Source organism: Paenibacillus sp. FSL R5-0519 (assembly GCF_037974275.1).
GTDB lineage: Bacteria > Bacillota > Bacilli > Paenibacillales > Paenibacillaceae > Paenibacillus.
The window spans coordinates 3,443,745-3,464,354 of sequence record NZ_CP150234.1 but is presented as its reverse complement, the minus strand read 5'-3'; the positions used below and the strand labels follow the sequence as shown (position 1 = coordinate 3,464,354).

Genomic DNA, 20,610 nt, shown 5'->3' with positions numbered 1-20,610 from the left:
AACAACAATGACAATGGTTAAAGTCGTTTAATGAAGAACATACTCGTAAGCATAAGTATGCACTCTGTGGGATTTATCATAACAATAAGTTGCCCATTGTGCAAATTTACTCATTGTGCAATTATTTTAGCGTTAATTCATTGCTATTGAGAAGGGGGGAGATCGACTGAATGAAGATGAATTAATATCCATGATTACCTTATTAATATTTACTGAATATGAGACAACATCCAAGCGGGTTGAAACTGGCTCTTTTCTTTTCCTGACACATCTCTGCTCTGTCATCATAAGGATTGGCATCGTTGCCTGTTACATTTTAATGGAAGGATTGGAGTTGAACCGTGTTGGGGATTAATGCTTATAAACCAAAATGAATCGGAGTACATCATTATTGTTGTGGAGGTAAACCATATGAATAAAGATGAGGTTTTTATGCATAAAGCCATTTAAATTGCTCTTCGAAGGATGTCAATTTCATTCCAAGTTGTAATCCGGTCCAAAAAATAATTTTTGATAATTGCTTGATTTTTTTTTCAACGTCTGATAGTGTAAGACCTGTGATTTTGGGAAGTTGATTTATCAATATGAATTAGAGCTTTCCAGCAGATAATTTTTGACCACTTCACCAGGAAGTTAAGGCCATACGGACAGCCGGGTCAAACGCCGATTGGCAACTTACGTTGCTTTATTGATTGAGTTCAAAGCTCAAATTTTATAAGTTGGTTACTTTACAACCAGTGCAATTGCACATCAACTTGTGAAACGGTCAATAAGAGTGGTAAAGGCGAATTATTTGCTATATAGACTCTGATCCAATATTGATATACATGAAGGAGCTTTCCGCCAAGGAGTTCTTGTGAACTTTTTTGGTCATGGAGACTTCACGTCTTTTTTATGATGTATATCGATAAGCAAGTGTGATGATGCGCGATTGCGAGCATTTTTCACCTTGCTTTTTTTGTTGTCTTGTTATTGTCAACGTATTAAACCAAATTAAACCAATTAAAAAAATACAAATTGGGATAGGAGAATGTAAAATGGGAAAAGCACTAATCATCGGCGCCGGCGGCGTTGCTTCCGTGGCAGTACACAAATGCGTTCAAAACAGCGAAGTTTTTGAGGAAATCTGCATCGCGAGTCGTACAAAATCCAAATGTGATGAACTCAAAGCCAAGCTGGACGGCGGAAAAACGAAAATTACGACAGCACAAGTAGATGCTGACAATGTTGACGAACTGATCGCTTTGATCAACGAAGTTAAACCGGATATCGTTATGAACCTGGCTTTGCCGTATCAAGATCTTACAATCATGGATGCTTGCCTTGCAACGAAAACAAATTACATGGACACAGCAAACTATGAGCCGCATGATACAGCGAAGTTTGAATACAGCTGGCAATGGGATTACAAAGAGCGTTTTGAACAAGCAGGCATCACTGCTTTGCTCGGTAGTGGATTTGATCCAGGCGTGACAGGCGTATTCTCCGCTTATGCCCTGAAGCACTACTTTGACGAAATTGAGTACATCGACATTTTGGACTGCAATGGTGGCGACCACGGTTATCCGTTCGCAACCAACTTCAACCCTGAGATCAACATTCGCGAAGTTTCTGCGAACGGAAGATACTGGGAAAATGGTGAATGGATCGAAACAAAACCGATGGAAATCAAACGTGTCTACGACTTCAAAGAAGTTGGCGAGAAAGACATGTATCTGTTGTACCATGAGGAATTGGAATCTTTGGCGAAAAACATGCCAGGTCTGAAACGTATCCGTTTTTTCATGACATTTGGTCAAAGTTACCTGACTCACTTGAAAGCACTTGAAAATGTGGGCATGACTTCAATCGAGCCTATTGAATATGAAGGTAAACAAATTATTCCACTGCAATTCCTGAAAGCAGTACTGCCTGATCCAGCATCCCTTGGACCACGCACTGTAGGTAAAACAAACATCGGTTGTATTTTCAAAGGTAAAAAAGATGGTCAAGACAAAACATATTATGTGTACAATATCTGTGATCACCAAGAGTGCTACAAAGAAGTGGGTTCCCAAGCGATCTCTTATACAACAGGCGTTCCAGCAATGATCGGTGCGGCAATGGTTATGACAGGCAAATGGAATAAACCAGGTGTATTTAATGTAGAAGAGTTCAACCCAGATCCATTCATGGAAGAGTTGAACAAATGGGGTCTCCCATGGGTAGAAGACTTCAACCCGGTACTCGTTGATGAGCTGCCAGAGGAAGTTAAAGAATCGGAGCTTGTTCGTTAAAATGCGGTTCGAGCAATTACCGACACCATGTTTTGTTGTTGACGAGGCGCTTATCGAGAGAAACCTGAAAATCCTGAACGGTGTTATGCAGCGTACAGGTGCCAAAATCGTACTCGCTCAAAAAGCATTCTCCATGACGGCGATGTATCCGCTGATTGGAGAATACCTGAGCGGCGCTACGGCGAGCGGTCTGTATGAAGCACGCCTGGGCCACGAGGAAATGGGCAAAGAGAACCATGTCTTTGCTCCGGCATACCGCGCAGAAGAGATCGACGAGATTATCTCCATCTGCGACCATATTATTTTCAATTCTTTTTCACAGCTTGCCAAATTCAAGGATAAGGCGCTTCAGGCTGGCCGTAAGGTCGGCTTGCGCGTCAATCCTGAATGCTCTACCCAAGAAGGGCACGAGATCTACGATCCGTGTTCTCCGGGTTCGCGTTTTGGCGCGAAACAAGAGGATTTCAATGCAGATCTGTTGGAAGGTGTCTCCGGACTGCACTTCCACACACTGTGTCAGCAAAATTCCGATGATCTGGAGACTACGTTGAACGCAGTTGTTGAGAAGTTTGGACAATGGTTACCACAAATGGAATGGATCAATTTCGGTGGTGGTCATCATATCACACGTGAAGATTATGATATTCCAAGATTGGAAGCTTGCATCAAGCGTATGCAGAATGATTATGGTCTTGAAGTATATCTGGAGCCGGGAGAAGCTGTTGCGCTGAACGCAGGTTATCTGGTGACTTCTGTGCTGGACTTCCATAAAAATGGCATGGACATCGCCATTCTGGATACTTCAGCTACGTGTCATATGCCAGATGTGCTGGAAATGCCATATCGCCCGCCGCTGATCGGTTCGGGAGAAGTGGGTGAGAAGGCTCATCTGTATCGTCTTGGTGGACAAACCTGTCTGTCTGGTGACGTGATTGGGGATTATTCATTTGATCAGCCTTTGCAAGAAGGCGACCGTCTGATATTCGAGGATATGGCGATCTACTCCATGGTGAAAACCAACACGTTTAACGGCATGCCGCTTCCAGCGATTGCTGTTAAGAGAAAAGACGGCGATTGCGAAGTTGTCCGCGAATTCGGATATCAGGATTTCAAAATGAGGCTGGCATAATACTTCATTATATAGAAGGTATTAAATATAGAATTGATTATAAAAAAGAAGGGAGCCTGGAGACAGGTTCCCTTTTTAACGTCCAATGATGTTTTAATGATTAGATGCAATGATGCTTATCATCGATGTCTATCAGTAAGGTTAGGTGATGTCTAAATGGAATCAGGCGACTCGGTTTGAACATCAGCTTCGGGTTAATTTTGTGGTTTCGAGGCAGCTCTCGCTGCGTATGGAAAGATCGGTTCTCTGAGTTCAAACTCATACGTCAACCCATTCACAATGCCCACCACGCTCTCACTGTCATACAACTCAAGTAAAAATCCAGCCATTTGTTCTGCTGTATGGAACTTCGGAACTCTGCCTTCATATTCAAACTCGTCTACATTAAAGGAATGTTTCGCAAATTCCGTCTCGGTTGCAGCCGGAGCGAGCACTTTGGCTTGCATTGCTGCATTCTTGCCTTTCAACTCCTGCGCAAGCCCTTCCGTAAACGCACTTACATAGAACTTGGTTGCACAGTAAGTTACTGCATCGGCTACAATCGTATATCCTCCACCGGAGGATATATTAATGATCTGTGTGCCATCGACATCTGCATAATCACGTACATACAGGGAAGATAGAATCGTAAGAGCTTCTATATTCAGATGAAGCATCTGCTCGATCTTAGGCAAATATTGTTCGCCCACGGAAGCAAAATTTCCGAATCCGGCGTTGTTAATCCATGTCTCAATGGAATAAGGCTGAAGACTTTCATAGAATTCATGCACATTAGCGGCAATGGACAGATCAACTGTACGAATGACAACATCCAGATCAGGATTGATTTCAGCCACTTTTCCTTTTAACTTGTCCAATTCATCCGTTCTGCGTGCTGCCAGGATCATATTTTTGCCACGAGCTGCAAAAGCTAAAGCCGCTTCATATCCAATACCTGAACTGGCACCGGTAATCACTGTGTATTTCATGGGAATTCCTCCTGGATCTGATTTCATTTTTTATTGTGATGTGAGCACGAGTTGATTATACTGACTAGAGCTTACTCTAAGTCAAGCTCGAATATAGAGGGGAGGTTAACCATGCATACCATTGGTGAAGTGGCCGAGTTACTCCATATCAGTGCACATACGTTGCGTTATTATGAGAAAGAACAGATTGTAACACCTCTCCGAGATGCGAGTGGGGACAGGCGATACAACGAGTCCCACCTGAAATGGCTTCAATTTGTGATCAAATTAAAAGAGACTCAGATGCCTATTGCTACCATTAAGAAGTATGCATCCTTATTCCAGGAAGGGGAGCATACAGCGGGAGATCGGCTAAGGTTGCTGGAGGATCATAAAGAGTCGATTCAAAAACAGATGCATATCCTTAACACAGCCGATGAGATGCTTGAGCATAAAATCTCGTCGTACCGTACGTTCATCGGGCAATGATGTAACACACACAATGCCGATCTATTTGCCAAAACAGTGATTTTTATTATAGACTGTTTTTTATCGGTTGTTCATCAAGGGGGAAATGGAATGCATCAAAACAGAAAACAAAAGTCAAACAAGTTAAAGATCCTCTCCAAAGTATTATTGATTATCATTGGGGGATTTATAACGGCTTATGGCCTGGAAGCCATATTGATCCCGAATAATGTCTCAGATGGTGGTGTCACAGGTCTGAGTATCGTAGGATCACAGCTGTTTGGATTACCGCTGGGGATGCTCATCGGGATTATTAATATTCCGTTTGTATGGCTAGGGTACAAGCAAATCGGTAAAAGCTTTGCGTTATATTCGATCATCGGTATTGCATCACTCGCGATTAGCACCAGTCTGATGCACCATGTGCCAACCATCATTGAAGGTGATACCTTGCTCGTTACGGTGGTCGGCGGGATTATCATCGGTTTCGGTATGGGTCTTGCATTACGTAATGGCGGGGCATTGGATGGCATAGATATGCTGGCTGTACTTCTTTCGCGCAAAGTACCTTTTGGAACCAGTGATCTCATTCTGTTTCTCAACATGTTTGTCTTTATTGTCGTTTCTACCGTGTTCGGTCTGCAAGGAGCGATTTTGTCAGGACTTGCGTATTTTATTGCTTCCAAAGTAATACATATTGTTGAAGAGGGATTAAGCGGCTCCAAAACGTTTAAAATTATTACCACTCAACCTGAGATCATGGTTGAAACCATCCGTGACCGTCTAGGTCGTGGTGCAACGTACACCGAGGCGTATGGTGGATACTCCAATGAACAATTCAAGGAAATTACTTGTGTCATTAACCGGATGGAAGAGAGCAAAATTAAAGATATCATTCATGAAATTGACGCATCAGCCTTTGTCGTCGTATACGATGTAGCTGAAGTTAGAGGCGGCAATTTCAAGAAGAAGGATATTCACTAAACCAAACGCGCTGTCAGGAGGAAACTCTGGTCAGCGCGTTTTTGTTTGAATACCGAGGATTGTTGGATTCATATTATGAAAGGAATCGGTACTTTATGCATAAGCGCAGCTCTCTTATGGAAAACTCTGTAGTGTGATTCATTAGCATGATTTTAATTGGGAGGTTAGCATTGTGACAAAACAGGACCCGCAAGAGCTTTTAAAGAAAAAACACGAGCTGGATGAGCAAAAAAGACAGTTCACTAATTTTTCCCGAAACATTTCAGGTCATGGTGAGGTTGAAGCTGGCCAAGAGTTCAGTGTTGACCGGGTAGAAGATGATCAAAACCGTATGAAATCGGTTGAGAACAGACGCGGCGAAGTCTAAAAGTTCAAATTTAAGCTGATCCTTTAGGGGATCGGCTTATTCATGCCAAGCTTTCTAACAACACAGGACTATGTATGGTAGTTGCACAAAAGAGAGGATATAGAAGGTGGTCAATCGTTGTAAAAGGTCGTATATTATTACTATGTGGATTGTGGAGTGAACATGGACCACATCGCAAAATGATAAACGATTTTACATAGAAGGACGGGAAAAAATGGACTTTAAACCACTTGCTACATTTATTGACCGCATGACATCTTGGCGTATACCGTGGGCAGAGGTATTGGTGATGCATCGAAATGATACTGTTTTCCATTACCGTAATGGTTACGCTAATCTGGAGGACAAAACGCCTATTAGCGATGGAGCAATCTTCAATCTATACTCCATGAGTAAAATCATGACCTGTGTGGCAGGACTGCAACTAGTGGAGAAAGGTGAAATACTGCTAAGTGATCCACTTTCCGATTATTTGCCCGAATATGCCGATATGACGGTGAAGAAAACGATGGTAAACGGAGAGGTTCGACTGGAAAAGGCTACAAGAGCCATTACCGTACGCGATTTGTTCACCATGACCGCCGGATTCTCCTATGACGTAGGTAGTCCAAGTATTCAGGAAGCCGTAAAAAACACCCACGGAACATTGCCAACACGTGAATTCGCGAAAGCGCTAGCGAAGGAACCGCTTTTGTTTGAGCCAGGAACACATTGGAATTACAGCATGTGCCATGATGTGCTCGGAGCCTTGGTGGAAGTCGTCAGTGGTAAAAGCTTTGGTGCGTATCTACGGGACGAAATCACCGGACCACTTGGTATGAACGACACAACGTTCAATCTGAACAATGAGCAGCAGAAACGCCTTATTCCGCAATATGCATACAATGACGAACTTGAAAAGGCTGTACGTATGGATGGGAATGGATTCCGTGTAGGTACTGAGCTGGAGAGCGGTGGCGCTGGGTTGTTATCAACCGTTAGCGATTATGCACGGTTTCTGAACGCGCTTACTGGACGTGGTACAAGTCCTGAAGGTGTACGCGTACTGTCACAAGCTTCAGTGGAACTGATGCGAACGGATCATCTGAACGAGATGACTCGCGGTGACTATTCGTGGGATCATATGTATGGATACGGCTATGGACTAGGTGTCCGTACGCATATCTCCAAAGCACGCAGTGGTTCGCTGAGCCCGCTTGGTGAATTTGGATGGAGTGGTGCTGCTGGTTGTATGGCTATTATTGATCCGGATTCAGAGCTTACGGTCATGTATGCCCAGCATTTGCTGAACAGTCAGGAAGGATATGTTCAACGACGCTTACGTAACGTGGTGTACTCCTGTCTATAAATTATATCGTTTTCGAATGTGGAAGAAGAGCCGCTGATCAGCGGCTTTTTTATGTTATATGGATTAATAACGAAAAAATAGATTGATATATATTTCTTTATTAGAAAGGGTATGTTATCATTCTTAGGAAAATAGTACTAGTAGGAGGACATGCTTATTGAACGTAAACCTATATTAATTACATAGCTTGATCAAAAGTACACTCTAGCAAGACTTATTAAAATGTTGAGATTATGCACGATTAAAAATTAGAAATGAGCTTTTAGATGTATATTTTATTAATCAGAGGAGAGTCATCAATGATACACCCTAAATACAAAGCAAAATGGGCTTCCCTAGCCTTACTTACCTTAATCAGCTATGTTCTGAGCGCATTGCTCCTGCTGCCGCCCAATGCCGCTGCCAAAGGAGAGCAAATCTCAGCCAAACAGCTGGAAAGTATGAGCCGGCTTTCATTTACGCTTCGTGATGCCAAGCAAACGGCATACACGGTTTATATTTTTGCTTATGATGAACAGAAGAGCACGCTGACCGAGGAAAATGGTTGGACGAAAAATAAAAAAGGAGATAAAAGTTACACTGGAACCTATCGGGCGGCCTTGCTGAAAAAAGGTGCAGCATACGGAACAGTGCAAGCAGCAAAACTGGATCTGAATACGATTATTTTGCCTCAAACCTGGAACTTCGTTGTGAAAGGCAAAGAGGCGAGTACACCAGATATGCTGATGATCACGGACTGGGGAACTTCTAATTTCAATGAAGTGAAAACGTATATCGTTCGTTCCGGGGAATTGCGCCGTGTCACATATGTCGATAATAAAGGAAAAAAAATTGACGATGCATACTCCGCGATCAGAGATGGTGGAATTCGTACTCTTACAGGTGCCCGAGTGCAGTTCAAAAATTACAACAACCTTCAATTCGTCTATGGCGTTAATACGTTTAAGCTGAATGTGAACAAATTGGAAATGCGGTTGGAAGATACGCGCAACCTTCGTACAAGAGATTGGCCGAACTCGGGTGTTGGCGATCGTGCTTACCTGAAAAGTCTGAAGGATGCTGCACTGAAGGGTGCATTGCCTGGGCGAACGGACATCAAGATTGGCATGACGCTTCAAAATGCACAAAAAAAGCTGGGGAAACCCAATTCTCGTTCTAACGAAGAATGGGGAGCGTTCTATTATTATTCTAAATTCGGCGTTGGATTCGATTCATATATGCACGAGCTTACCAATAAATCACGTATTGCCGTTTTTGACCTGTACAATGAGAAGCAAAATCTTTCGCCATGGAATGTGAGAATATGGATGGGGAAACCGTCTTCAGAATATTACAATGAAGTCGTAGGTGGTTATGAGATGGTATATCATTTGGGTAATCACGCCATTGTATTTAACTATGAGGAAGAAGAGGACTTGATTGACTTTACGAGTATATATTAAGGGATATAATCCAGAGAATTGAATATTCATGGGACTGTATAAACAGACAAAAGCCGCTAATTAGCGGCTTTTTTTAATGTCCATAAGATGCACTATGAGTTATTTTATTGGCGTGTTATCGGCGCTTTGTACAGAACGTACACGATTAACCAAGTAGATGCCAACGGATACGAACAACAATGCGGCCAGATTCTTCAATTCCAAGATCGTTTCGCCGAGGAATAACGCTGATAACAATGCACCAAACACAGGGATAAGAAAGTTATATACAGATACTCTTCCGACCTTATTGTACTTAAGAAGCATATTCCATAGACAAAATGCAACGGATGACAGCAAGGCCAAATAGATCAAATTACTGGTGGATTCCAGGGTGAAATGAGTGACTCGTCCGCCGAGTAATAGACCTAACAGCGTAAGCACCAGTCCACCGATGAACAGACTGACCCCTGTAATGATTAGAACATCGATGGTCGCGGTGAGACGTTTTGCGTAAAGGGCTGTAACGGAAAACACAAGGGCTGCTAAAATAATGAAACCTTCGCCTGTAAATGAAAAGGAAAAAGTAAGCAGATCGGTATGGAAGTTTACGATAATGACGCCAACGAATCCGAGCAAGCAACCAACGATTTTATTTCTGCTTAATTTGTCGTTTTTATAGATAAAATGGGCGAGAACAACACTGAAGAAGGTCGTCGTTGCGTTCATAATGGAACCTTTGACGCCCGTCGTATTAGCTACGCCAACGTAGAAAAACATATACTGCAAACCGGTTTGCAGTATACCTAACATGATAAGGCTTGTCCACTGAGTCCTGGATAATTGAAGCTTCTCTTTTCGAACGATACGAGACAAGAGTAATAGCAGCAAGCCCGCCAGTGTGAATCGATATCCGGCAAAGACGTATTTGGAAGCAATGTCTTCCGGCAGAATGTTAAATGCGATATATCCAAGTTTGATGGACGGGTACGCACTACCCCATAACAAGCAGCAAAGGCTCGCTATAAGCATGACGAAAATGGGATCACTAAATTTACTCGGTTTGTGGTTTTCAAGGGTATTTCTCTCTATCACTTTCAATCTTCTCCTCGCATTTCATGCTCATATGTATGAAGCTATTAACTTTCCTGACCATATCACATATCGCTAATATTTGTAATGATAATTAATAAATCGCTCTCCAGGTGGGAAAATTGGTAAGAAGGAGCGGTTCGTGAGGCGTCATTGTTATAAGTTTCTTTCTAATAAAATACCAACTTGTTCTGCAACAAAGTGAGGTTGCCGGGGTAACCCATTCGTGAAATAGGATTCCACTATGCCAACGATAGCTGTACCAAAAAACGTAAGGATGACATCTTTCGTTAGTCCTTTATTTTTTTCCTCTGTTAATTTCACCTCATCTTCCAGTTCTTCGATGACGAGAGCGAGGAAGCGACTGCGGAAAAAGGGGGCCCCTTTACTTCGTATCATAGCTGAGAAAAATGAATAGTGCATTTCAAAATAATCGAACCAAAGTAGATTGCTTTCTATAAAATCCAGATCGGATGCTTCCTTGCATAATCTTCTTAGTTCTTCAATATGTTCTTCGATTAATTTATCCAGCAAATCAAATTTGTCCGAATAGTGATGATATATCGTTCTGCGGCCGACATTAGCATGATCTGAAATATCTTGCATCGTAATGGTGTCAAAAGGTTTCTCGTTTATAAGTCTAATAAAAGCGGATTTGATAGCTTCCTGTGACTTAAGTACTCTTCGATCTGTGATAGAAACGATAGTAATCACCATTCTTTCCAGAGAGTAATTGCACAAATGTTGTCTCCTTGCGCCATAAGGCACAGATCGGGTTGATTTGATCCTTGCAGAGGCAGTGCAATTATTTTATATTATACACGAATGTGCGATATCGCACGTATGTGTGTAATCATTTTTTAGGTCAACATAGGAGCAGGACGCATTAATCAATAAGATCACATTGGAGGAAATGAAATGGCTAAATATGAAGAAGTTCAACATGGAGTAATATTCCCGGTAGGAGAAAAAAACGAAGCATATGCACAATATTTTGTAGGGCAAAGTTATCTCCAATCCTTAGTTGCTGATCCCAAAGTGAATGTGGGTGTTGGAAATGTGACGTTTGAACCGGGATGCCGAAATAACTGGCATATTCATCGCGGTGGATTTCAACTGTTGTTAGTAACTGGTGGGGAAGGTTGGTATCAGGAAGAAGGCAAACCTGCTCAATTCCTAAAAGCCGGCGACGTTATTGTGACTCATGATGGTGTGAAACACTGGCATGGAGCCGCTAAAGATAGTTGGTTTGAACATATTGCAATTACTGCAGGTACACCAGAGTGGCTGGAACCTGTTACAGATGTAATGTACGAAAATGCTACAAAATAAACAAATAATCTTGTAAACACAGGGGAGGCATGCTGTTTGAGTTGCGACTAGCGCAAGTCAGAGCATACCTTCCCTAAATTTTTTGCGATAATTCGACGGCGTGACTCCGTAATGACTAGAGAATTGTCGCGAGAAATAGTCCGGTGAAGGGAAGCCGACCGCCAATGCAATTTCCGTAATGGGTCGCATGGTATGTTTTAGTAATTGTTCAGCTTGCTGAAAGCGATATTTCATTAATGTTTCCATAATGGAATCGCCTACTTGTTCTTTGAACAAATGAGACAAACGCGAGGGAGATAAACACACACTCTTTCCCAAGTCTTCGATTAGAATATGATCCATGTAATTTCGGGTTATAATATTCAATACTTCCTGAACGCGTGAATCCAGTTCTCTCTTCGATGGATTGTGACTTGCTACCAACAAAATAATCTCTTCCAATGCGTTCAGTGTTAGCTCATCCCTCAAAATAGAATCTCCATATAATCTGTAAGAGATTACTCTGGAAAAAGCCGACTCGATCGCTTTTCGGGAACTGTCGTTTTGGATAGTCAGTTGAATTAGAGGACCATCTGTATTACTGGAAGGTATCCAATCCATCCAGGTCAGACGCGGCATGAAATGAGCCCACATTTTATTCCAAATAAACCCTTGCTCGGTGAAGTAGTCCTGTGTGATTCCGGGAGATACGATAGTCAACGTCCCTTCTTCACAGCTTAGGTATCCATTAGTCCCATTATATATACTTCCTTTACCCGATAATGTATATATGATTAGCCAATCTTTGGTGCCTTGGGGACGATAACAAGAGTACCCATAAGATTGAATATAATGGTCGGAGACCAGAATACCGGGAGGATGCGTGTATTGTTTTTTTGTATGAAACATAGCAGGATTATCTGGTTTGTTAGCCATATCCTCATTCCTTTCGCTTCCCTACATATTCTAAAATAATATATGAGATTGACATGAAATGAAAGCGTTCTATATGGATGAAAGAAAGAGGTGAGCCGCATTTCAGATCAAGAGCATAACAAGAGGATAGTTCAACTTGCGGGGGAATGGAAATATGTACTGGATCCCCAAGATATCGGTGAAACCGAACAATGGTATGAGTCGTTTGTTTCCCAATCGAAAAGTTTGATAACACTGCCTGGTACGCTAACAGTCAATGGGATTGGAGACGTAACCGAATGGGGCGATGAGATGGATCGAGAGTCGGTCCGTTCTCTGCGGAAGCGTCATTCGTATATTGGATCAGCATGGTACGAATACAAAATCGATGTACCTGCTGAGTGGGTTGAAAAACGATTTGTCTTATTTCTTGAGCGGATCATGTTTCAGTCTTCCTTATGGGTGAACGGTCAACTTGCCGGACAGCAAGATAGTTTATCAGTTGCTCATGAATATGACGTGAGTACATTTATTCAAACTGGAAGGGTTAACCGGTTCACCCTTCGGATTGATAATCGGGATGTTCAGAATCTGGGAAGTCATTCGAGCGCGTATACAGAAGAGACGCAGACGATCTGGAACGGGATTATAGGCCGAATGGAGCTGCATATTTCAGAGCCATTCTGGGTGAGTAATATACAGGTCTTCCCGAAGCCGGACCTGCGCTCTATTGTAGTGAAGGGCACATGTTATAATAAAACCGATACTGAAGCTCATGCCGATTTACGAATATACGCCCATATCCAACATGGCATAAAATCACATGCGGTTCCTGAGATAGAGAAAGGCATCCATGTCTCCGCCGCCTCCTCTGAGAACTTTGAATGGAAGATGGATATGGGTGAATCCCCCTTGTTGTGGGATGAATTCAATCCTAATATCTATGAATTAAGAATAGAAGCAAATGTATTATTGGAAAAATACAAACCAATTCAAATTGCAGAAAATCAGACATTTGGCATGCGATACTTCCATCGCAAGGATAGAGAATTGCGGATGAATGGAGGGCCTGTTTTCTTGCGAGGAACATTAGAGTGTTGTATCTTTCCGTATACAGGTCATCCACCGATGGACATTGAATCATGGCTCAAGCTGTTTCAGGCAGCTAAGAACTACGGATTGAATCATATCCGTTTTCACTCATGGTGTCCACCTGAAGCTGCATTCGAAGCGGCTGATCAATTGGGGGTCTACCTGCAAATCGAGTCTCCCATGTGGATGGATACGTGGAATATGGCAGTAGGTACGCACTCAGAGCACTACACGTACTTACCTGAGGAGGCTCGCCGAATTGCTCAAGTCTACGGTAATCATCCTTCATTTTGTATCTACAGTAATGGCAATGAACTGAATGGTGACTTCGACCTGCTGCACCGGATGGTAGACGACTTGAAATCGTTCGATGACAGGCGGTTATACACGCTCACCACGAACTGGGATCGGAAGCTGGATTCAGCAGATGATCTGTTTATTGCCCAATCTGTTGATGGCATTGGTGTTCGCGGACAATATTTTCCGGAAGAATTAGCGTTGTCCACTCAGCTGGACTTCCGAGACGCTGTAGCCAATCGCCCCGTACCTGTTATCTCTCATGAAGTGGGACAGTACGCTGTTTACCCGGATGTACAAGAGATAGAGAAGTATAACGGAGCGTTACGTCCGGTTAATTTGGAGGTCATCCAAGCAGATATGAAGAAAAGAGGTTTGCTTGGTGACCTTCGTTCATTTGTCCACGGTTCAGGCATGTTTGCAATGCAATTATATCGTGATGAGATCGAGGCTGCACTGCGAACGCCGAGTCTTGGAGGATTTCAGTTGCTGGATTTGCATGATTTTCCTGGTCAGAGCACCGCAACAGTAGGTCTCCTTAATGCATTTTGGGAATCGAAGGGCTTGATCGAACCTCAACAATTTCGAGAGTTTTGCGGGCCAACGGTACTGTTGCTTCGCATGCCGAAACGGATATATACGAATACAGAGCTTTACGTGGCAGAGATCAACATCGCCCATTTTGGAATAAAGGAATTTCCACCATCCTCCATCCAGTGGACAATTGAAGATGAACAAGGCGGCATGCTTGATTCAGGTTCTCTGCTTACAGACACGATTCCTCTTGGATCAGGTCAGCCCTTAGGCCGCATAGTTTCAGATGTTACACATCGAATACAGAAAAGCAACAGACTGACAATATCTTTGGAACTCAAGGGTAGCAAAATACGAAATGAATGGCCGTTCTGGGTATACAATTGCAGCGGGAAGGATAAGGAACTTCCTCAGGGCATAGTGGTAAAACGAAGTTTGGACGACGGTATGGAGAAGATCCTTGAAGAGGGAGGGACCGTTTTATTTTTGGCAAAGGATAGTGATTTAAGAAACACCATTCCAGGGAAGTTCTATCCGGTATTTTGGAGTCCTGCGCATTTTGCAACGGAAGCACCGTGTGGTATTATTGTGGATTCTGAACATCCGGCCTTGAACAACTTCCCGACCAGGGAGTACGCGGAATATCCATGGAAGGACCTGCTGGAGCGATCCGTAACTCTTGTGGTGAACGATGACATTGCATTTAACCCAATTGTTCAGATCATACCAAACTTTTTTCACAATCGAAAACTGATGAATCTTGCGGAATACACTATTGGAAAAGGAAAGCTGATCATCTGCGGAATGGATATCGAGAATGATATGAGTAGTCGACCTGTCGCAGCTCAGCTTCGCGGAAGCTTAATCGACTATATGTCCTCAGAATCATTTGCCCCCAAAGTATCGATGGAGTTGAATGAGCTTCGCCAAGTGCTTGAGAAGAATAAGCAACCTGCCATAACAGGAACTGTTTCATGCACTTCTGATCATGAGCTCGCTAGCGGTAAGTTAGCGCTAAGCGATAGCATGAACTATGGCAATGATGCCAAGTACGGAAATGATGGTGTTGATGAAACCTACTGGCAGGCAGAAGATGATACTCCAGGCCACTGGTGGCAAGTGGATTTATTACAGGAACGTTCCATCATAGGAAGCAAGGTGAAATTTCACGAGGAAGGCAACTTTCTATATGTGATTCAGGTTTCAAGTGATGCAACTGAATGGCGTGTGGTTGCTAACCAGACTGGACAGACATCACAGGTACAGACACGGATGGATCAATTTGAAGCAAAGGGGAGGTATGTAAGAATTGTATACAATGGGTTACCAAAGGGAGTTAGGGCAGGACATTGTGCATTTGAAGTTTATGGCAGCTGACCCGAGCAATGAATTTTATGAACCTTCCAGCGTAACATAGGTTTGGTATTCTAAGGCTTGTCTCAAAATCTGTTTTTTTAGGATTATGCAGACAAGTCTTATTTAATAACTTAGTTCCTTTTAATAAGTCCCATCTATTGAGTCTATTGCTCTGGGGCGCGCCGAACAGGCAGTATGGCTTGGATTTGTATATTTTTCAACAGAGTTTAGTTGACTTGGAGAAATTTCCAGAATGAAAGCGCTTGTCAAATCGAAAGTAATATGATAATTTAATATCTGTAACCGGTTACACATAGAGGAGAGCAACTTATGACAACAATTAAAGACGTAGCTCAACTGGCGGGCGTATCTGTTGCCACTGTATCCAGAGTCATCAATGATAGAGGTTATGTTCACGCGGATACACGCAAGAAAGTGGAAGATGCTGTGAAGGCGCTTAACTTTTCGCCAAATGAAGTGGCCCGCTCATTATATAAGCGCAAGTCCAAACTGATTGGCCTGTTGTTGCCGGACATTGCCAACCCCTACTTTCCGCAGTTGGCTCGCGGTGTAGAGGATGGGATGCAGGAGCAGGATTATAGACTGATATTCGGAAACAGTGATGAGGATGAACGGAAGGAGCAGGATTACATCCAGACGTTTATCCAGAACAATGTGGTCGGTGTAATCTCTTCAACGAACTACCCTCATTCTTCAATATATAAAAACCTGAAGATTCCCGTCGTGTTTTTGGATAGAACATCACTGGATCGTCCATCCGTGTATGCGGATGGCAGGGAAGGTGGAAGACTAGCTGCAAGGGAGATTATCCAACGCGGCAGTCGCCGGATCACAGTTATGCAAGGACCGTCACAGATCAGACCAGCTCAGGATCGCTTTGAAGGGGCGATAGAAATTATCCGTGATGCTGGGTTAGATTACCGGGTAATCCAGACGACCTCATTCTCAATTAACGAGGCAGGTATATGGGCTGAAGAATTGTTCAGGAAGTATGCGGACACAGATGGGGTGATTGCCAGTAATGATATCGCAGCTATGGCAGTACTGCATGAGGCCTCACGAATTGGAAGGAAGATTCCTGATGATGTCCAAGTGATTGGTTTCGATGATATACCGATGAGCAGCCTGTTATCGCCGGCATTGTCCACCATCCATCAGCCAGCATACGAGATGGGAAGAGAAGCGGCGGGATTACTTATCAAGCTTGTGGAACAAGCTGCAGTAAAGAATAAAAACATACAGTTGCCCGTAAGCTTCATCGAACGGGGCACTACGAGAAAGGTGAGATCAGATGGCTAAAATATGTGTAATTGGAAGCAGTTCAATGGATCTGGTTGTTACTTCGTCAAGACGGCCGGGGGCGGGTGAAACCGTTCTCGGAGACAGCTTCAAAACGGTCCCTGGCGGTAAGGGAGCCAATCAGGCTGTCGCTGCTGCGCGACTGGGGGCCGAGGTTGCGATGATCGGCCGGGTAGGAGACGACGCTTTTGGCAAAGATATTTTAGAGAACTTCAGAACAAATGCTGTAAATACGCAAAATGTGAAACCGGTTACACATTTAGAAAGTGGAACGGCTCATATCATTCTGGCGGAAGGTGATAATAGTATCGTAGTGGTTGAAGCGGCGAATCGCGAAGTCACTCCTGCATATGTCGATGAAGCAGCGGAAGTGATCCGCAATGCAGATATCGTACTGATTCAGCAGGAAATCCCGGAGGAAACTGTTGTTCATGTCAGTGCAATGTGTGCGGAGTTCGGAACACCATTATTGCTTAATCCAGCTCCGGCGAGAAAATTGCCGCAAGAAGTTATTGATAACGCTGCATATATCACACCAAATGAGCATGAGGCCGAGATTTTGTTTCACGGTATGAGTCCGGCACAGGCATTGCGCCAATATGCGAACAAACTGTTCATCACGGAAGGCAGTAAAGGGGTTCGTTATTTTGATGGCACAGAGGAAATTCTAGTCCCAACTTATAAGGTGCAGGCAGTCGATACGACTGGTGCAGGGGATACGTTTAACGCCGCATTTGCAGTTGCCTTGGCTGAAGGTCAACCGTTGCAAGAGAGTATACGCTTCGCTAATCGGGCTGCATCGTTGTCAGTCACCAAGTTCGGAGCGCAGGGCGGCATGCCAACGCGTGATGAAGTAGAGGAGAGCTTGTAATGAAAAGATACGGCATGTTGAATAGTCACATCTCCAAAATTCTGTCTGATCTCGGTCATACGGACATGATTGCGATTGCGGATGCAGGTCTACCCATACCGGACGGAGTTGTTAAAATCGATCTGGCCCTCAAACTGGGAACACCCAGTTTTCAGGAAGTCGTGGAGCTTATCGCAGAAGATATGGTCATTGAGAAAATTATTGTGGCAGAAGAAATTTACGAAGGCAATCCTGCAGCTATGCAATTCATCACTGAGAAGTTCAGTGAGGAAGCCATCGATGCTTCCGTCAGTCACGAACAATTCAAAGTATTAACTCGACAGGTGAAAGCGGTCATCCGCACAGGCGAAGCGACACCGTATGCCAATTGCATTTTACAATCGGGAGTCCATTTCGGTTAAAAGGAGGTTGCGTAATGCATATTCAGATGCAAAACATTCATAAAGCGTTTGGTACCAATCAGGTGCTGAGCGGAGTGGATTTTGAACTAAAAGACGGTGAGGTTCATGCCTTAATGGGGGAGAATGGAGCCGGCAAATCCACACTGATGAACATTCTGATTGGTCTCCATGAGCGAGATCAGGGAACCATCAGAATAGACGGAGAAGAAAACTATTTTGCAAGTCCGAAGGAAGCAGAGAAGTTAGGGCTCACCTTTATACATCAGGAGCTAAACGTGTGGCCTGAAATGACAGTGCTGGACAATCTCTTTATTGGCAAGGAAATGACATCATCCTTGGGGCTTCTTAATACGAGACAGATGAAAGCGCTTGCCAAAGAGCAGTTTGAAAAATTGTCCGTTGACATCCCATTGGAACGTCCTGCGGGAGAATGCTCTGTCGGGCAGCAGCAGATGATAGAAATCGCCAAAGCACTTATGACAGATGCCAAGGTTATCATTATGGACGAACCAACAGCCGCCCTCACGGAGCGCGAGATACAGAAACTGTTTGGTGTAATCAGCTCACTGAAGAAGGACGGAGTATCCATCGTGTACATTTCTCACCGCATGGAGGAGATATTCACGATCTGTGACCGGATTACCATTATGCGTGACGGCAGAACGGTAGACACTCAGCCCATTCCACAGACAAGCTTTGATGAAGTGGTACGGAAAATGGTAGGTCGTGAACTTACCGAGCGTTATCCTGTCCGGAATCCTTCTTATGGTGAAGTTGTTCTGGAAGTAAGGAATGCAAGCAGCAGAAGGTTGTTCGAGAATATTAACTTCACGGTGAGAGCGGGAGAAATCCTCGGTTTCTCAGGACTTATGGGTTCTGGGCGAACCGAGATTATGAGAACAATCTTTGGTTTGGATACGCTGGATAGCGGTGAAATCTTCATCCGCGGCAAAAAAGCGAACATTCGTAAACCGGCAGATGCAGTGAAACATGGAATCGGATTTATTACCGAAGACCGGAAGAATGAGGGGCTGGTATTAGACTTCTCCATTCGCGAGAATATGGCGTTGACGAATCTGTTCAGTTTCTCAAACAAAGGTTTCATCTCCGCTTCGAAAGAACAAGATTTCGTAGATACATTGATCAAACGTCTGCAGATCAAAACGCAATCCTCCGAGACGGCGGCAAGGAATCTATCCGGGGGTAACCAGCAGAAGGTGGTTATTGCGAAATGGGTTGGTATTGGTCCAAGCGTACTTATTCTGGATGAACCCACACGCGGGGTGGATGTCGGAGCGAAGCGCGAAATCTATGAATTGATGAATGAACTGACAGACCGCGGTGTTGCAATCATCATGGTATCGTCGGAGCTACCTGAAGTGCTTGGCATGAGCGACCGGATCGCAGTTGTGCATGAAGGACATATCAGCGGCGAGGTTGCAAGGGAAGTAGCAACACAAGAACACATTATGACATTGGCCACAGGGGGACAGTGATATGACAACAATGCAGGAAAACAAAACGGCTAAAAGCGGGTTCCGTTTCTCAAGCGTGATACAAAAATTGGGACCGCTGCTCGGTTTAATCATTCTTATTCTCATCGTATCGGTGTTGAATCCAAGTTTCTTGGAACCGCTTAATATTTTGAATTTATTGCGTCAAGTCTCGATTAATGCACTGATTGCCTTTGGCATGACATTTGTTATCCTAACGGGTGGAATTGATCTGTCAGTTGGATCGATCCTGGCTTTATCCAGTGCTTTTGTAGCAAACATGATGTTGTCCGGTCTGGATCCAATCTTGTCCATCATTATCGGGGTAGCACTCGGTGGTGTCATGGGTATGGTGAACGGACTGATGATTACCAAAGGCAGAATGGCTCCGTTTATCGCTACATTGGCAACCATGACGATATTCAGAGGATTAACGTTGGTGTACACAAATGGTAATCCAATTACAGGACTCGGGGATAACCTGTTGTTCCAACTGTTCGGCCGTGGATACCTGCTGGGCATTCCGGTACCTGCAATCACGATGCTGATTACCTTCATGATTCTATGGATTATTTTGCATAAAACGGCTTTTGGCCGCAAAACGTACGCCATCGGCGGTAATGAGAAAGCTTCCATTATCTCGGGTATCAAAGTTAATCGTGTAAAAATTATGATCTACTCCCTGACAGGTATGCTCGCTGCTTTGGCAGGTGCAATTTTGACATCACGCTTGAATTCAGCGCAACCAACAGCAGGTACATCCTATGAGCTGGATGCAATCGCAGCGGTTGTATTGGGTGGTACAAGTCTTGCCGGAGGACGTGGACGAATTGTCGGTACCCTGATCGGTGTTCTGATTATGGGCGTACTGAATAATGGATTGAATTTGCTCGAAGTAAACTCATTTTACCAAATGGTTGTGAAAGGTATCGTCATTGCCATTGCCGTCCTGCTGGACCGCAAGAAAACAGCATAAGGAGAGAATATA

General features: G+C 43.7%; 18 protein-coding genes. 14 read left to right on the top strand and 4 right to left on the bottom strand.

What is annotated here, in order from left to right; all coding sequences use genetic code 11:
• The first annotated feature begins 1,037 nt into the window (after window positions 1–1,037).
• Both MKY73_RS15570 and nspC read left to right on the top strand, forming a co-directional pair.
• The gene (locus MKY73_RS15570) at window positions 1,038–2,276 is read left to right on the top strand and encodes a saccharopine dehydrogenase family protein (RefSeq protein ID WP_215078946.1); all 1,239 of its coding nucleotides are present in this window, start codon (window positions 1,038–1,040) and stop codon (window positions 2,274–2,276) included.
• A gap of 1 nt (window position 2,277) precedes the next feature.
• Window positions 2,278–3,405, top strand: a complete 1,128-nt coding sequence (gene nspC, locus MKY73_RS15565; protein ID WP_339302502.1) for a carboxynorspermidine decarboxylase — start codon at window positions 2,278–2,280, stop codon at window positions 3,403–3,405.
• A gap of 194 nt (window positions 3,406–3,599) precedes the next feature.
• Here nspC and MKY73_RS15560 read toward each other — a convergent pair whose 3' ends face one another.
• Window positions 3,600–4,373, bottom strand: a complete 774-nt coding sequence (locus MKY73_RS15560; protein ID WP_339302501.1) for an SDR family NAD(P)-dependent oxidoreductase — start codon at window positions 4,371–4,373, stop codon at window positions 3,600–3,602.
• 111 nt (window positions 4,374–4,484) lie between these two features.
• Between MKY73_RS15560 and MKY73_RS15555 the strand changes: the two genes are divergently transcribed.
• From MKY73_RS15555 to MKY73_RS15535, 5 genes are all read left to right on the top strand, one after another.
• A complete protein-coding gene (locus MKY73_RS15555) occupies window positions 4,485–4,841 on the top strand; it encodes a MerR family transcriptional regulator (protein ID WP_339302500.1) in 357 nt (118 codons plus the stop codon).
• A gap of 90 nt (window positions 4,842–4,931) precedes the next feature.
• A complete protein-coding gene (locus MKY73_RS15550) occupies window positions 4,932–5,804 on the top strand; it encodes a YitT family protein (RefSeq protein WP_339302499.1) in 873 nt (290 codons plus the stop codon).
• A gap of 172 nt (window positions 5,805–5,976) precedes the next feature.
• Window positions 5,977–6,171 carry a hypothetical protein gene (locus tag MKY73_RS15545; protein ID WP_339302498.1) on the top strand — a complete coding sequence of 65 codons (195 nt, stop codon included), beginning with the start codon at window positions 5,977–5,979 and terminating at the stop codon, window positions 6,169–6,171.
• A gap of 214 nt (window positions 6,172–6,385) precedes the next feature.
• Window positions 6,386–7,519, top strand: a complete 1,134-nt coding sequence (locus tag MKY73_RS15540; protein ID WP_339302497.1) for a serine hydrolase domain-containing protein — start codon at window positions 6,386–6,388, stop codon at window positions 7,517–7,519.
• A gap of 299 nt (window positions 7,520–7,818) precedes the next feature.
• On the top strand, window positions 7,819–8,961 hold the full coding sequence (locus MKY73_RS15535; RefSeq protein ID WP_339261120.1) for a DUF4309 domain-containing protein: 1,143 nt from the start codon (window positions 7,819–7,821) through the stop codon (window positions 8,959–8,961).
• A gap of 99 nt (window positions 8,962–9,060) precedes the next feature.
• Here the strand turns inward: MKY73_RS15535 and MKY73_RS15530 are convergent, their stop codons facing one another.
• Together MKY73_RS15530 and MKY73_RS15525 are read right to left on the bottom strand one after the other, a co-directional pair.
• Window positions 9,061–10,035 carry a DMT family transporter gene (locus tag MKY73_RS15530; RefSeq protein ID WP_339302496.1) on the bottom strand — a complete coding sequence of 325 codons (975 nt, stop codon included), beginning with the start codon at window positions 10,033–10,035 and terminating at the stop codon, window positions 9,061–9,063.
• Window positions 10,036–10,188: 153 nt separating this feature from the next.
• On the bottom strand, window positions 10,189–10,773 hold the full coding sequence (locus MKY73_RS15525; protein WP_339302495.1) for a TetR/AcrR family transcriptional regulator: 585 nt from the start codon (window positions 10,771–10,773) through the stop codon (window positions 10,189–10,191).
• Window positions 10,774–10,950: 177 nt separating this feature from the next.
• Between MKY73_RS15525 and MKY73_RS15520 the strand changes: the two genes are divergently transcribed.
• Window positions 10,951–11,364: a cupin domain-containing protein gene (locus MKY73_RS15520; protein ID WP_339302494.1), complete on the top strand. Its 414-nt coding sequence runs from the start codon at window positions 10,951–10,953 to the stop codon at window positions 11,362–11,364.
• 57 nt (window positions 11,365–11,421) lie between these two features.
• Here MKY73_RS15520 and MKY73_RS15515 read toward each other — a convergent pair whose 3' ends face one another.
• Window positions 11,422–12,252, bottom strand: a complete 831-nt coding sequence (locus tag MKY73_RS15515) for a helix-turn-helix domain-containing protein (protein ID WP_339308618.1) — start codon at window positions 12,250–12,252, stop codon at window positions 11,422–11,424.
• Window positions 12,253–12,369: 117 nt separating this feature from the next.
• Here MKY73_RS15515 and MKY73_RS15510 point away from each other — a divergent pair, with 117 nt between their 5' ends.
• The 6 genes from MKY73_RS15510 (at window position 12,370) to rbsC (ending at window position 20,598) form a co-directional block, all read left to right on the top strand.
• Window positions 12,370–15,558, top strand: a complete 3,189-nt coding sequence (locus tag MKY73_RS15510; protein WP_339302493.1) for a sugar-binding domain-containing protein — start codon at window positions 12,370–12,372, stop codon at window positions 15,556–15,558.
• 309 nt (window positions 15,559–15,867) lie between these two features.
• Window positions 15,868–16,857, top strand: a complete 990-nt coding sequence (locus tag MKY73_RS15505; protein ID WP_339302492.1) for a LacI family DNA-binding transcriptional regulator — start codon at window positions 15,868–15,870, stop codon at window positions 16,855–16,857.
• Window positions 16,850–17,728 carry a ribokinase gene (gene rbsK, locus MKY73_RS15500; protein ID WP_339242630.1) on the top strand — a complete coding sequence of 293 codons (879 nt, stop codon included), beginning with the start codon at window positions 16,850–16,852 and terminating at the stop codon, window positions 17,726–17,728. The genes MKY73_RS15505 and rbsK overlap by 8 nt, the downstream gene beginning before the upstream one ends.
• On the top strand, window positions 17,728–18,129 hold the full coding sequence (rbsD, locus tag MKY73_RS15495) for a D-ribose pyranase (protein WP_339302490.1): 402 nt from the start codon (window positions 17,728–17,730) through the stop codon (window positions 18,127–18,129). Before rbsK ends, rbsD begins: the two co-directional genes overlap by 1 nt.
• Window positions 18,130–18,143: 14 nt before the next feature.
• Window positions 18,144–19,625: a sugar ABC transporter ATP-binding protein gene (locus tag MKY73_RS15490; protein WP_339302489.1), complete on the top strand. Its 1,482-nt coding sequence runs from the start codon at window positions 18,144–18,146 to the stop codon at window positions 19,623–19,625.
• A 1-nt stretch (window position 19,626) separates the two neighbouring features.
• Window positions 19,627–20,598: a ribose ABC transporter permease gene (gene rbsC, locus MKY73_RS15485; RefSeq protein ID WP_339302488.1), complete on the top strand. Its 972-nt coding sequence runs from the start codon at window positions 19,627–19,629 to the stop codon at window positions 20,596–20,598.
• Window positions 20,599–20,610 lie beyond the last annotated feature (12 nt).